Annotated in this window: 15 protein-coding genes; 7 read left to right on the top strand and 8 right to left on the bottom strand. The window is 59.0% G+C overall.

Going from position 1 to position 13554, the window contains the following annotated elements; all coding sequences use genetic code 11:
- Nucleotides 1–295: 295 nt before the first annotated feature.
- From ACAX43_RS05955 to ACAX43_RS05935, 5 genes are all read left to right on the top strand, one after another.
- The gene (locus tag ACAX43_RS05955; protein WP_370707484.1) at nucleotides 296–2452 is read left to right on the top strand and encodes a DUF6531 domain-containing protein; all 2157 of its coding nucleotides are present in this window, start codon (nucleotides 296–298) and stop codon (nucleotides 2450–2452) included.
- A gap of 9 nt (nucleotides 2453–2461) precedes the next feature.
- A complete protein-coding gene (locus ACAX43_RS05950) occupies nucleotides 2462–2707 on the top strand; it encodes a hypothetical protein (protein ID WP_370707483.1) in 246 nt (81 codons plus the stop codon).
- Between the two features lie 530 nt (nucleotides 2708–3237).
- Nucleotides 3238–3396 (top strand): colicin E5-related ribonuclease, encoded by a 159-nt coding sequence (locus tag ACAX43_RS05945; protein WP_370707482.1) that lies wholly within the window; start codon nucleotides 3238–3240, stop codon nucleotides 3394–3396.
- Between the two features lie 7 nt (nucleotides 3397–3403).
- The gene (locus tag ACAX43_RS05940) at nucleotides 3404–3775 is read left to right on the top strand and encodes a hypothetical protein (protein ID WP_370707481.1); all 372 of its coding nucleotides are present in this window, start codon (nucleotides 3404–3406) and stop codon (nucleotides 3773–3775) included.
- A 68-nt stretch (nucleotides 3776–3843) separates the two neighbouring features.
- A complete protein-coding gene (locus tag ACAX43_RS05935; RefSeq protein WP_370707480.1) occupies nucleotides 3844–4206 on the top strand; it encodes a hypothetical protein in 363 nt (120 codons plus the stop codon).
- An 84-nt stretch (nucleotides 4207–4290) separates the two neighbouring features.
- On the opposite strand, the gene ACAX43_RS05930 is transcribed toward ACAX43_RS05935, so the two are convergent.
- From ACAX43_RS05930 to kynB, 4 genes are all read right to left on the bottom strand, one after another.
- Nucleotides 4291–4770: a hypothetical protein gene (locus tag ACAX43_RS05930; protein ID WP_370707479.1), complete on the bottom strand. Its 480-nt coding sequence runs from the start codon at nucleotides 4768–4770 to the stop codon at nucleotides 4291–4293.
- A 397-nt stretch (nucleotides 4771–5167) separates the two neighbouring features.
- Nucleotides 5168–6115 (bottom strand): tryptophan 2,3-dioxygenase, encoded by a 948-nt coding sequence (gene kynA, locus ACAX43_RS05925; protein ID WP_370707478.1) that lies wholly within the window; start codon nucleotides 6113–6115, stop codon nucleotides 5168–5170.
- Nucleotides 6116–6125: 10 nt separating this feature from the next.
- On the bottom strand, nucleotides 6126–7376 hold the full coding sequence (gene kynU, locus ACAX43_RS05920) for a kynureninase (protein ID WP_370707477.1): 1251 nt from the start codon (nucleotides 7374–7376) through the stop codon (nucleotides 6126–6128).
- A 37-nt stretch (nucleotides 7377–7413) separates the two neighbouring features.
- Nucleotides 7414–8052 (bottom strand): arylformamidase, encoded by a 639-nt coding sequence (kynB, locus tag ACAX43_RS05915; protein WP_370707476.1) that lies wholly within the window; start codon nucleotides 8050–8052, stop codon nucleotides 7414–7416.
- Between the two features lie 130 nt (nucleotides 8053–8182).
- Between kynB and ACAX43_RS05910 the strand changes: the two genes are divergently transcribed.
- Nucleotides 8183–8692 (top strand): Lrp/AsnC family transcriptional regulator, encoded by a 510-nt coding sequence (locus ACAX43_RS05910; protein ID WP_370707475.1) that lies wholly within the window; start codon nucleotides 8183–8185, stop codon nucleotides 8690–8692.
- Nucleotides 8693–8783: 91 nt separating this feature from the next.
- Here ACAX43_RS05910 and ACAX43_RS05905 read toward each other — a convergent pair whose 3' ends face one another.
- Nucleotides 8784–9293, bottom strand: a complete 510-nt coding sequence (locus tag ACAX43_RS05905) for a flavin reductase family protein (RefSeq protein WP_370707474.1) — start codon at nucleotides 9291–9293, stop codon at nucleotides 8784–8786.
- 256 nt (nucleotides 9294–9549) lie between these two features.
- Here ACAX43_RS05905 and msrA point away from each other — a divergent pair, with 256 nt between their 5' ends.
- Nucleotides 9550–10098 (top strand): peptide-methionine (S)-S-oxide reductase MsrA, encoded by a 549-nt coding sequence (gene msrA, locus ACAX43_RS05900; protein ID WP_370707473.1) that lies wholly within the window; start codon nucleotides 9550–9552, stop codon nucleotides 10096–10098.
- Nucleotides 10099–10114: 16 nt separating this feature from the next.
- On the opposite strand, the gene ACAX43_RS05895 is transcribed toward msrA, so the two are convergent.
- The 3 genes from ACAX43_RS05895 to pdxH form a co-directional block, all read right to left on the bottom strand.
- Nucleotides 10115–11347 carry a DUF72 domain-containing protein gene (locus ACAX43_RS05895; protein WP_370707472.1) on the bottom strand — a complete coding sequence of 411 codons (1233 nt, stop codon included), beginning with the start codon at nucleotides 11345–11347 and terminating at the stop codon, nucleotides 10115–10117.
- Between the two features lie 102 nt (nucleotides 11348–11449).
- A complete protein-coding gene (locus ACAX43_RS05890) occupies nucleotides 11450–12664 on the bottom strand; it encodes a class I SAM-dependent methyltransferase (RefSeq protein ID WP_370707471.1) in 1215 nt (404 codons plus the stop codon).
- Nucleotides 12665–12807: 143 nt separating this feature from the next.
- Complete coding sequence (gene pdxH, locus ACAX43_RS05885) at nucleotides 12808–13449, bottom strand: pyridoxamine 5'-phosphate oxidase (RefSeq protein ID WP_370707470.1); 642 nt, start codon at nucleotides 13447–13449, stop codon at nucleotides 12808–12810.
- Nucleotides 13450–13554 lie beyond the last annotated feature (105 nt).

Raw genomic sequence — 13554 nt, 5'->3', positions numbered from 1 at the left:
TTCCTATTCTAGTTTCGGTTCTCCCTGATGCAACGTCGAATTGTTACGCATTTCTAACGACGTACTACAAAAGGGAGATGTATGAGAATAAAAGTCCCCCCCTTGCGGGATTGGAGGCAAGCTAGCCCGTCTGATGGCCGCGTGGGCGTTACTGCTGGTGACCTCCACTGTGTGCGCTGACGACTGCTGGACGCTTTATTCGAAGTCCGGCGCGACGCCGGGTACAGCGAGCTGCCGTCTGGACGTGGCAAGCAATACCCCAAGCGGCATGGGTAGTTACGGATGTAGAAACGACATGGCGGCAATTGACGAGTGGTGCGCCACACCTACGGATCCCGACGAGTCTTGTCCGGTTGCCGATCCGGTCTATGCGGCCAACGGCAAGGTAACGCTCTCGGAAAACGACTTCCGTAGCGGCGATGGAATACCGCTGACATTCACTCGAAGCTACCTATCCTCGCCGTTTCTCAAATCGGCTGCCGCTATGGGGCCGGTATGGATGAATAACTGGCAGCGACAACTCAACGTGGTTGGGACGAGCGGTAGTTCACCCCAGGTCATAGCCTATCGTGCAAACGGCCACCCGCTCACTTTCCGACTTACAAACGGACAGTGGAAAACGAGCAGCTTCAGTGGGCTCGCTCTCGCTCAGAACGGTTCTGGATGGGCTCTGACGGACCTAACGACAGACACCGTTGAATCGTATTCAGCACAGGGCGTCCTGCTGTCCGAAAAAACACATACCGGCTTCACCCGAACACTCACCTATGACGGCGCGGGGCGGCTCGCGACCATCAACCAGCGTGCGGCAGGTGCGGTTCCGAAGTATGAGTTACTGTCGATCAAGCTTGAGTACGACACGGTAGGCCGTGTCTACCGCATGACAGACCCCAGCGGCGGCCTTACGCAATACGGCTATGACGGAAGCAGTAATCTCGTATCGGTCACATGGCCTGATGGTTATGTGCGCCGCTACGTCTACGATGACTCGCGCTTCAAGAATGCACTAACGGGTGTGATTGACGAATCTGGCTCACGGATCGCGACGTGGACATATGACGGAAGGGGACGTGCTATTTCAGCAACTCATCCGGATACTACCAAGAACGTCCAGTTCGCCTACAGCAACGGCTCGACCACGATGTCGTGGGCGGGCGGTTCCGGTACGATCGACTTCACGCCAATAGCCGGCATGTTACGCATTTCGGGTGGCAGTACTGCCGATGGCACCGAGACCCGGACGTTGGACTCGAGCGGAAACTTGCTACAAAAAACTGCACCGGACGGAAGCGCGGCATATTCGTACGATGCAGCGGGCCGACCGGTTCGCGCAGTTGTGAGTAGCGCTAGTGGCACGGTGACAACTTCGGTGCGCTATGCGGACGCGACTAGTCTGCATCCTTCACTTGTTGCAACTCCCCGCAAGATGCGTGCGTTTGTGTATGACTCAGGTGGCAACGTCACTGGGTATAGCGAGTTCGACACGTCTGACGTGACTGGCGCAAGCGGTTTCGATGCGACTGGCACAGGCAACAAGTTGACTGTCGGCGCACGCTACGATGCCAACAACCGGCTGGCACAGGCAACAGTTTTTGTGAATGACGTCAAAACCGAAGATTGGGTGTACTTCCCAGATGAAACTGGCAATCTGCAAACCGCTCAGGAATTGATCTCACATTGGCTCCTTGGTGAAGCCGATCGCGATGCGTCGAACCGCGTAACGAGAGTTACCGGGAACTACCGTGAAGCACGCTTTACCTATGACAATCGCGGACGCCTCAGCCGGTTCACCTACAACGAAGATGCAACAGCGTTGACGGGAGGACTGAAGCGCTTTCTAACTGTGGACTACAGCTATATGCCTAATGGTCATGTGATGAGCCGGATGGGCACGGTAGCGAAGAACGGTGGTGTCGCGCAAGCGATATCTAGTGATGAGATTGACCAGTGGATTAGTAACTATGAGACTGGTGCTGATCCTGTCGGGCCGCCCGCTAATCTCTCGGGTTCGCGTAAGTCTCAAAAGATGAGTGCCCCGGTGACAATCACACCGGTATGCGCAGAGTGTTATGTTTTTGCGAAAGCCAAGCTGGCGTGGAAGCTCTTTTATCGCGGACTTACCGTCACCCAGACAGGTCAGCCTGTTCGGGGTGACGTGCCTGAACTGCAAATAGCGGCGCAGGAGCAGGTACCATTTCCTATCCTGATGCCCGAGCAGAACGGCCAGTCGAAACGGGCGATCTTGTACGCTCAATTGTTCCAGAACAACAGCGACACCGATGCGGGTTTCATTAAGTGCAGTTATGGCCGCCCCGCGACGAAGCGTTGTCGAGAGGTGCGTGAGAGGTGTATCGACAAATGCACGATGCAGACGCTGCCCACTCCCGCAACAAACGACGGGCGGAATTATCACAAATGTCTGGTTATGTGCTTGGCTGATAACGACTGTTAGGAAGATGCAATGAATAAGGAAATTGCCACGGAACTTGACAGGCTACTGCTCGGTGCCTTTCGGTCAGTTGAGGATTCAATCAGGCTCGTTCAGGAGCGCTGCTCAGTGGAAGAGTTTGAGTTTTTTCGCACTGAGGCCGGAAGGGTGGCGGGTGGCATAAGTCTGCTTTTGCTTCCGCTCTGGGAAGACTACCCGGACCTTGCCCCCGAAGGGGTGATCGTAAATCCGTCTAAGAAGAGACGGCGTAAACGGTAACACACATAAAGAAGGTGCGAGTAATTCGCGCCTTCTTTATTAACCAATGAAAATATTGTTTTTAGCAATAAAATGAAGAGGTTGGCGGGCCTCGTGATGTTCGCTGCAATCGGGCAATTGCCGGCACCGTTGCTGCTTACATAGTGCTCGCCTTCGCACCCGTATGCGGATACGACTGTGGGAATTACGCCACGAGGGTGTGGTTCGTCATGACCGGCACGCGTCTTATATCGCGAGATGGCGAGCCTGTCACGTTCAGCTGATCAGGTGGCATGCGGCGCGCGTCGGGAAGTGCCGCCTTGAATTTGGTGCAGAGCGGCTCAAGGCGTCCTGCTTTCGGATAGCACCAGAACCGGATTTCTTCGACCACTGAACTAAGGCGGCAGTGGCTCGCTTACCCTTATCACTCAGCATGCAGCAGGAACCGGTGCGAACAATGACCTGACTGGGCGACTGGAATACGACGACAAGCGCGGTGTCTCCCGGCTACTTGATCCGGCCGGCGGGCTCGTACAGAACTGCGCCCGCGCGTGACATCAGGAACAGTAAAGATAGGGGGCGCGAGGCATGACGATCCTGCCACGGCGTTCATGCGTGAGGACGGGCATTATGTCGTTAGGAATGACATAGACGGGACGATTGTGCAAATATCGAAGCGCAACGATCCCAATTGGAAATCACCCTTCTGAGGCCAGCATGACTATCCAAGACGAGATTTTTGAGAAGTACCGTTCGGCGTCAATAGGCGAGCCTGGCGCGGAGATTTATATTGAGAGTGAGGTCGCGTTATGCATTCCTGACGATTGCGAAAATGCTAACGTGGCGATAATTGGCGTGGATACATTCACTATCATTTTGGAGGCCACATACCCTCACCTTGACGGGATTGCGGACTACTCACCGAGGGTTCAACAGCCTTGGGATGACTTCCGGAGGCAGTGCAATAGCGCCGCGCAGAAGTTCATGCAGGAGATGCAGGCAGAGAAAGGAGCCAACACCTACTTTTCTATCGTGATAATCGACGTCGACGAATATGAAAATTCTCTGCGCCGACATCGTTATTTTTGACGGCACGATTATGCAGGTATCACACCGGTACGATACCAGCTGGAAGTCCAAGTTTAGAGGACCGTATCATGAAAATTATCGATATCTATGCACCGTATCTGGAGCGAGCAGAGGTTTCGCCCGGTGGTGAGGTGTTTCTTACTTCTTCCGACGCGCTGCTTTTCGTTGACCGTTGCGATCGGCTTGGACTAGCAATCATCGGAATCGATGGTGCGCGTATAACGCCTTATGAAAAGGAGCTTTACCTCGATGCTATTGGCGATGCATCTCCAACAAGTGTCATGGCTTGGGAGGCATTCATGGATACTCGGAAGCGCTTCGCGCGGAGTTGTTTGCGTGAGTTTATTCGTGAGAAAGGCGCGGACATTTACTTTTCGTTTGTAGTTTTGGACTCGGAAGCGTATGCAGATGCCTTGCAGCGCTTGGGATAGCTTGCTAACCAAAAATACAAATAACGAAGGCGCGACCCAATCGCGCCTTCCCCCTTGCAGCGGCACGTTTGCCGCTACTTCAACTTAGTGCTTCACTACTGTCTGTCGTGCATCTGCCCGCGCGCATGCGGCAGTCCTTACGCGCTCCTGCTTACGCGTCGCCGCCTTGTCCGCCGCTGCTTCCGCTTCGGCTTCTCTCGCTTCTCGTCCGGCCTGCGCGGCATCTGAAAGAAGTTTCGCCGCAGCTTTCGCCGTGATGCAGCTGTGAGCAATCCCCTTCGCATCGAGCGCGATCACCTGGTACAGTTCTCGGTCGCATTCAGCTTCCTGCTGATACTGTTCGGTGGTATTGAGCAGGTGTTCCAGCAGGTTTCGCTCTCGGCGTCTTTCTTCCACCGTTGTAGCCGGGCATCGGGTGATGCTGGCCGCGAGGTCAATCAGCGTTGCAAGCTGGCGGAGTTGCCGTTCGCAGGATTCAAACGCCGACAGTGCGAGTTTTTCGTACTGGTGCGCATCAACAGGCGGGCGTGATGCAGTTTGAGGCTTTTTAGTGGATTTGCTCATGGTGCGATTTCCGGTTAGTTCCTGAATCGCCCGACACTCGCTAAAAGATGGGGTGAGCGGGCACGTAGCGAGTTTGAGAGACCGGGCGTAGAACCAAAACCGGCGAGCCTCGCGGCTCCCTCACCACAGCCCGCCCATAGGAACAGACGTGCATGGTTGTGCACTACCCACTTTCGCAGGTAGTGCGGTTTTACGCTTCGGGCTCTCACACCCGGCCGTCTTGTCTAACGGCAAATAGAAATCTAACCCACCCGTTTTTTAAGACGATCAACTACCCAGGCTAAACGCGCGAATTATAACCAATCTTTACATTTGGACCGATGCGTCCGCGAGTCACGACGCAGCGCGCGCATGCCGTCAATACCTCGCGCATGGGCAACGAAAAGAAGAAGACGCTTTAAAGCATCGTCCTCACATGCCAAAGCTCGGGAAACAAAACCACATCCAGCATCTTCCGCAGATAAGGCGCGCCGCTCGTGCCGCCCGTGCCTTGCTTGAATCCGATAATCCGCTCAACCGTCGTCACATGCCGGAATCGCCACTGGCGAAACGCATCCTCAAGATCGACGAGCTCCTCGGCCATCTCATACAACTCCCAATGCTGCGAAGGATTGCGATAAACCTCGAGCCAAGCCGCTTCGACAGAAGCATCATGAGTAGTAGGGTGTGTCCAATCTCTCTCCAGCCTGGAGGGCGATATCGCAAACCCGCGACGCGAAAGCAACTTCACAACCTCGTCATAAAACGAAGGCGCCTCCAGCGAAGCCGTCACCTCGGCAAGAACATCCGCCCGATGCGCATGCGGCTTCAGCATCTGCTCATTCTTATTCCCGAGCAGAAACTCGATCTGCCGATACTGATAAGACTGAAACCCGGAAGAGCTTCCCAGATAAGGCCGCATCGCCGTGTACTCGGACGGCGTCATCGTCGCGAGAACGCTCCATGCCTGCACGAGCTGCTCCATGATCCGCGACACACGAGCGAGCATCTTGAATGCCGGCGGCAATTCATCGCGATGCACCGCCTTCAACGCCGCGCGCAACTCATACAGCGCGAGCTTCATCCACAACTCACTCGTCTGATGCTGAATGATGAACAGCATCTCGTTGTGATCCGGCGACAACGGATGCTGCGCGTCCAGCACCGTCCCCAGCGACAGATAGTCGCCGTAACTCATCGACTCCGAAAAATCGAGCTGCGCGTCATGCCAGCCATCGCCGGAATCGACCGCGGAATCGGCACCCGGAGCGGACGCCGCATGCGCACCGCCACTACCATGCCCAAACGGACAACCCTGCGCAGGTTTCTCTTCCGGCAAACCCGGCGTTTGCATGTGATCGGTCATCGCGCGCTCCTCAGGTTACAGCGCCGCGAGCGGCAAATTCAGGTGCCCGCCAGGTTTCGTGCACGAGCACGTCGCGCAGCGTCTCCACGGCATCCCACACATCGACAAACCGCGTATACAGCGGCGTAAAACCAAACCGCAACACATGCGGCTCGCGATAATCGCCGATCACCCCACGCGCGATCAACGCCTGCATCACCTCATAACCATGCGGATGCTCGAAGCTCGCATGCGACCCGCGCTGTGCATGTTCACGCGGCGTCACAAGCTTCAACGGAAACTCGCTGCAACGCGCCTCAACCAGTTCAATGAACAAATCGGTCAGCGCAAGCGACTTCGCGCGGATCGCCTGCATATCCGTTTGCAGGAACACATCGAGCCCGCATTCGACCAGCGACATCGACACCATCGGTTGCGTGCCGCACAAGAAGCGGCCGATACCGTCATCGGGTTGATACGTCGGGTCCATCTCGAACGGCGCGCGATGTCCCCACCAGCCGGACAGCGGTTGCGCAAAATCGTTCTGATGCCGCTTGGGCACCCACACGAACGCGGGCGAACCCGGGCCGCCGTTCAGATACTTGTACGTGCAGCCCACCGCGTAGTCCGCGCCGACACCGTTCAGATCGACGGGCACCGCACCCGCCGAGTGCGCGAGGTCCCACAGCGCGAGCGCGCCCTTGTCCTGAATCAGCTTCGTCAGCGCGGCCATGTCGTGCATGTAGCCGGTGCGGTAGTTCACGTGCGTGATCATCGCGATCGCGGTGTCGTCGCCGATCGCCGCAGGCAGCTCGGACGGATCGTCGACGAGGCGCAATTCATAACCACGGTCGAGCTGCTCGATCAACCCTTGCGCGATATACAAATCGGTCGGGAAATTCGAGCGCTCCGAGACGATCACGCGACGCTTCGGATCGCGCGCATTTGCCACCCGTACCGCAGCCGACAGCAGCTTGAACAGGTTGATCGAAATCGTATCGGTGACGACCACTTCGTTGTCCGCCGCGCCGATCAGCGGCGCGAGCTTGTTACCGAGGCGGCGCGGGAGTTCGAACCAGCCGGCGGCGTTCCAGCTGCGGATCAGACCTTCGCCCCATTCGGCGGCGATCACGGTCTGGGCGCGCTGCGCGGCGGCAGCCGGCGGTACGCCAAGCGAGTTGCCGTCGAGATAGATGGTCGTCGACGACAGCGCGAACTGGTCGCGCAGGCCGCCGAGCGGGTCGGCGCTATCGAGCGCCAGTGCTTCGTCACGATGGTTCATGGTGGTCCAGTGAGAGAGATCAGGGAAGTCGGAAAGATCAGCGGGATTCGGGCAGCGCGCGCAACACGGCGCGCACGGGGCTCGCATCGAGCGTGGTCAGCTTGAGCGGCAGCGCGATCAGTTCGTAGTCGCCGGGCGCGACGGCATCCAGCACGATGCCTTCGAGAATCGCCATCCGGTGTACGCGGATCCGGTGGTGCGCGTCCATGGTCTTCGATTCCTGCGGATCGAGCGATGGGGTGTCGATGCCGATCAGCTTCACACCCATGGCAGCCAGCAGATCAATGGTCTCGGGGGCGACCGCGCAAAACGCGGTGTCCCAAACGGTAGTCGGTGCGCTCTTGTAAGTGCGCAGTAAGACTCGCGGCGGTAGATCGTCGAGCAAGCCGGCCAGATGTTGCGGCGTCACAACAGGCGCTGCGCCAATGCAATGGATCACGCGGCAGCGGCCGAGGTACGCATCGAGCGGCACCTGGCCGATGGCGGCGCCTTCGGCGTCGTAGTGGAGCGGGGCGTCGGTGTGGGCGCCGGTGTGCGGCGACAGCGTCAGCCGCGCGACGTTGACGGGCGAGCCCGCCTCCATGCGCCACACGCGTTCGATGCCGACCGGCGTATCGCCCGGCCAGACGGGCGTCGCGGTATCGACGGCGGGGGTAATGTCCCAGAGTGTGTCCATGTCTCCAACGGCGGATTGTGTCTATCTGGGAATGATAGGTGGCTTGCCGCGAAATGTGATTGCGAAAAAATCTCCTTCTGCGCCGTGTCTTGGAACATAATTTGAGGCAAATGGGAAAGGGAGACCGAATATGAACGCGATCTCGCTCGACGCCACCGATTGCCGTATCTTGACGGTGCTTCAGCAAGAAGGACGGATCAGCAATCTCGACCTGGCGGAGCGCATCTCGCTCTCGCCGTCAGCCTGTCTGCGACGCCTGCGCTTGCTGGAGGAGCAGGGCGTCATCGAACATTACCGCGCGTGTCTGAACCGCGAAGTGCTGGGTTTCGAACTGGAAGCGTTTGTGCAGGTGTCGATGCGCAACGACCAGGAGAACTGGCACGAGCGTTTTGCGGAGGCGGTGCGGGATTGGCCGGAAGTGGTCGGCGCGTTTGTCGTAACCGGCGAGACCCATTACCTGCTGCGGGTGCTCGCGCACAATCTCAAACATTATTCGGATTTCGTGCTGCAACGCCTCTATAAAGCGCCGGGCGTGATGGATATTCGTTCGAATATCGTGCTGCAGACGTTGAAGGAAGATTCGGGCGTGCCGGTGTCGCTAGTGACGAAAACCAGCGGACACAGCGCGCCGCATAACTGAGTGCGAGCGTCGCCTGCGAGTGTTCGCTTGCATCCGGTTGCGCCGGCTTTTGTCTGCTCGCGTTCGCCGGTACCGCCCAGCGGCACTGCGTTCAGAATGGCTTGAGTCCGTGGAACTGGCCGTTCTGGAAGACCAGCGGCGCGATCTCCGCAGCATTCTCGTGGACGCCGCAGCGCTCCACTTCGCCGACGAAAATCACGTGGTCGCCTTCTTCGTAACGGCTGCGGTTATGACATTCGAACCAGGCGAGCGCGCCGTCGAGCACCGGCATGCCGGTGTCGCCTTCCGCGTGCGACACGCCTTCGAAGCGGTCACCCTTCACGGCGGCGAAGCGTTTGCACAGATCGATCTGCGACGCGGCCAGCACATTGACCACATAGTGACTATTCGCCCGGAACACCGGCATCGACGCCGAGCGGCTGGCGAGGCTCCACAGCACCAGCGGCGGATTGAGCGAGACCGAATTGAACGAGCTGGCCGTGATGCCGATCAATTGGCCGGACGCTGAACGCGTGGTGATGACCGTGACGCCGGTGGCGAATTGGCTGAGCGCCTGCTTGAAGGCGGCCTGGTCGAAGTTGGGCGGGCTCGCGTGCTTCATCGGGCGGAAGCCTTGGTGCCAAGCCGGGTGAACCCTGGGCTGAACCCATCGCGTGTACGGCCGGAAACAAATGATTCGAAAGTCATAGTGAAAATCGTCGATTTGTCCCAATTTTAACTGCAATCGCGGAGGACTGGCCGCGACTCGTGCCGGTAAGTGGAAAACCCGCTAAGCTGGAAAGTCTCGACGGTGGCATGAGCGTTGCGATCAAGCGGGACCGGCATCGGCCGACTATGTATGTCAAGGAGCGAGCAGCATGAGTCAGACAGGCGAAGTCGCCACCCTCGGTGGCGGGTGTTTCTGGTGCCTCGAAGCGGTGTATCTGGGCGTCGAAGGCGTGAACTCGGTGGAGTCGGGCTATGCGGGCGGCCAGACGCCGCGGCCGACCTACGAACAGGTGTGCGACGGCGTAACCGGCCACGCGGAAGTGGTCAACGTCGACTTCGATCCGGTGAAGATCAGCTATCGCGAGATTCTCGATATTTTCTTCGCGATTCACGATCCGACGCAGTTGAACCGGCAGGGCAACGACGTCGGCACGCAATACCGCTCGGTAATTTTCACGAATTCCGACGCGCAGCATGAAACGGCGCTGCAGGCGATCCGCGAGATCGGCGATCAGCGCATCTACGACGGTCAGATCGTCACCCAGGTGTTGCCGCTCGACGGCAACTACTGGCCGGCCGAGGCGTATCACCAGAACTATTTTGCGCAGCACCCGAATCAAGGGTACTGCTCGTTTGTGGTGGCGCCGAAGGTCGCGAAGTTTCGTCAGAAGTTCGCCCATCGGATCAAGGCGAGTTGAGCAGGCGCGGCGTCGCTTAGCCCAGCTCGCCGGATTCGCCGGTTTCGTGCGGTTCGGGCTCGTCCGGCCGTGGTTCCTCATGGTCATACTCGTGCTCATGAGCGAGGCGCGCATAGGCTTCGATAATCGTGCGCGCCAGTTCCACACAGCTTAAGGGCGCCGAACCCTCTGCCTTGTTGTTGATCGCGATCACCACCGGGTGGCCGGCCAGCGCATAGCGCGCGGCCAACTCGGCCAGTGCGGCGCGAGTCGCGGGGTCCTGATCGACCAATTGGTTGAACGGCTCGTACTTGGCCTTCGCCTGTTCGTATTTGAAGCCGCCGTGCAAACTCCAGCGCACGATCAGCGGCCCCGCCGGCTCGCCGTCGAGCAGCGCAAGCGCCGCCGCCTGGCGCAGCGGGTCCGGCATCCGCGCATGAATCCCCACGCAATACCGCACGCCCGCCGTCTTGAGCGTGCGGATGAAGCGCGGCGTGAGCAAACTCGCGTCGCGGATTTCGATCGCGTAGCAAGTGTCGTCAGGCAGCTTCGGCAACGCCATCAGGAACTCGCCGAGGCGCTCGATGAACACCGCCGGCTGCGCGAGCATCGCGTCGGGCAGCGGCGAGAGCTGGAACACCAGTGCACCGGCCTTGACGCCGAGGCCTTCGAGGCATGGCGTGACGAATTCGTCGATCGCCATTTGCGCGTTCAGAAAACACGGGTTTAGCGAGACTGGCTCGCCGCGTTCGGCGCGCACGGTGGCGTCGGTGATCGTCATCGGCGCTTTGACGATGAAGCGGAAGTGTTCCGGCACTTGCTGGGCGTAACGCAAGTATTCGGTGACGGTGAGCGCCTGGTAAAACGACCGGTCGATGCTGACGGTCCTTAACAGCGGATGCGCGCCATAAGCGGTCAGGCCCTCGCGCGAGAGTTTGCTATTGCTGTATTCGTCACCGTAGACGATGCCGTTCCAGCCTGGAAACGACCATGTCGACGTGCCGAGGTGGACCTGCGGCGGCAGGTCGGCGGCCAGCGCCAGGAGTTCAGACGAAGGTGGGGCGGCGAGAACCTCGCGCGTGCGGCGTTTTTTCGGGCTGTCAGCGGTAGCGGCCGGCGCGGGGTGCGGCTTGCCGACAACGTCCGGCTCGGCCGGCGCCGGCGCCTGCTCCACCGGCATTCCGAACAGATCGAACTGCACGGCGTCAGCCTGCGCGTCATGCTCGCCGCTCACCGGCTGTTCAACTTCACTTGCCCCGCTCTGATCCATCGTTTTTCGACCTGCTGTTTAAAGGTTGCGCCGCGTCGGACCGCCGCTGAATGCACCTGGCCCTGGCACGCAGCCACGGCAAATCGCCGCGGCGCAACCGTATCACAGCGGTTTGTCGTACATATAGCGGCGCGACCACGGCAGGGTTGTCGCACTACGGCCGGCTTTGCGGCACACCGTCTGGTAGATCGAGACGTCGTCGGTTTCGAACGCATACGCGCAGCCAGCCAGGTACAAACGCCAGATGCGGAATTTTTCGTCGTCGACGAGCGTGCGGGCTTCGTCCGCATGCGCCTCGAAGTTTTCCGCCCAGAGGTTCAGCGTGTGCGCATAGTGACGGCGCAGGCTTTCGACGTCAACCGCTTCGAGGCCGCCGCGCTGCATCGCTTCGAGCGCGAGGCTGATGTGCGGCAGTTCGCCGTCGGGGAACACGTAGCGGTCGATGAATTCGCCGCCGCCCAGCGCGGTTTCGCCGCTCTCCGAATCGCTCGACGTGATGCCGTGATTCATGGCGATGCCCTCGTCGACGAGGAGATCGCGGATCTTCTCGAAGTAGCCGGGCAGATTCTTACGGCCGACGTGCTCGAACATGCCGACGCTGGTGATGCGGTCGAACTGCCCTTCGATGTCGCGATAATCCTGCAGACGAATCTCGATCTGGTTTTCCAGGCCTGCGGCTTTCACGCGTGCGGTGGCGAGATCGAACTGGTTCTGCGACAGCGTCACGCCGACGCACTGAGCGCCGAACTTCTGTGCCGCGCGCAAGACGAGCGCGCCCCAGCCGCAGCCGATATCGAGCAGGCGCTGCCCCGGTTGCAACTGGATCTTGGTGAGGATGTGGTCGATCTTCTTGATCTGCGCGGTGGCGAGATCCTCATCGCCATTCTCGAAGTACGCACACGAGTACACCATGTTCTCGTCGAGCCAAAGCTTGTAGAACTCGTTCGAGACGTCGTAGTGATACTGAATGGCCTTCTTGTCCGACGACTTCGAGTGACTGAAGTAGCGTCGCACACGCGCCAGCTTGCCCGCGCTGGTGACGGTATTGCGCGCCAGCTGATAGCCGATGTTGATGATGTCCGACAGCTTGCCTTCGATGTCGATCTTGCCCTTCACGTACGCCTCGCCGAGATTGTCGAGGCTCGGTTCGAGCAGATAGGGCAGCGCCGTGGCGCTCTTTACATGTAGCGTGACCTGGGGCGCGGCGAACTGCCCGAAGTCATGTTGCTGGCCGTCCCACAGCACGAGGCGTGCCGGCAGGTTAGCCTTGGTTTTAACGTCCTCCACCCACTGCGCCAGCTTCTTCTCCCAGAACATGTGATTTCTCCGTGTTCGTTGAATTAAAGCAAAGCCTGTGTGGATCGCCGCTCACTGTGCGGTTCAACTCCTATACCGCGAGGCGCAATCCGGCCGGGCGCGCGCTGCTGCGTTGGCAACGCGCGTACGGTGTTCTATTCGATTCAAGGCGATAGGCGGGAGATTTGCCAGTCGCTGCTTTCACTTGAACGTGTGTAGAGCAAACGGTCGTGCAGACGCGACGGTCGGCCCTGCCAGAATTCAATTGCTTCGGGTACCAAACGATAACCGCCCCAGTGAGGTGGGCGCGGCGGTTGGTCGCCGTATTGCGCTCTGATTTCGCGTTCGCGTGTTTCGAGCTGCGAACGGCTTTCAATTACCTGACTCTGATTGGATGCCCATGCGCCGATGCGTGAACCGAGCGGGCGCGACGCGAAGTACGTATCGCTTTCTTCAGCACTGGTTTGGACGATGCTACCCTCGACGCGTACCTGGCGTTCGAGTTCGATCCAGTAAAACAGCAGGCTCGCATAGGGATTGGCGGTCAGTTCGCGGCCCTTGCGGCTTTCGTAGTTGGTGAAGAACACAAAGCCCCGCTCGTCGACGCCTTTGATCAGTACGATGCGCGCCGACGGCCGGCCGCGCGAGTCGACCGTGGCCAGCGTCATCGTATTCGGCTCGGGCAGTTTGGCGTCTACCGCTTGTTGAAACCACGTGTCGAATTGACGAAACGGGTTGCGGTCGACATCGGCAACGTCCAGAGAACCCAGCGAATAGTTTTTTCGAAGTTCGGCGAGTGAAGTCATATTCTTATGCGAACGCTACAGTACAACCAGTATAGCTAAGGAGTAAATTTTTTGCGCGTGACCCGAACACGGCTCCGCACGGTGCGCTTAGCGATTCCGTCATGC

It is taken from the genome of Paraburkholderia sp. IW21 (assembly GCF_041321145.1).
Classification (GTDB): domain Bacteria; phylum Pseudomonadota; class Gammaproteobacteria; order Burkholderiales; family Burkholderiaceae; genus Paraburkholderia.
Note: the sequence above shows the minus strand (reverse complement) of the source record. Positions and strands in the feature narration are given on the sequence as shown.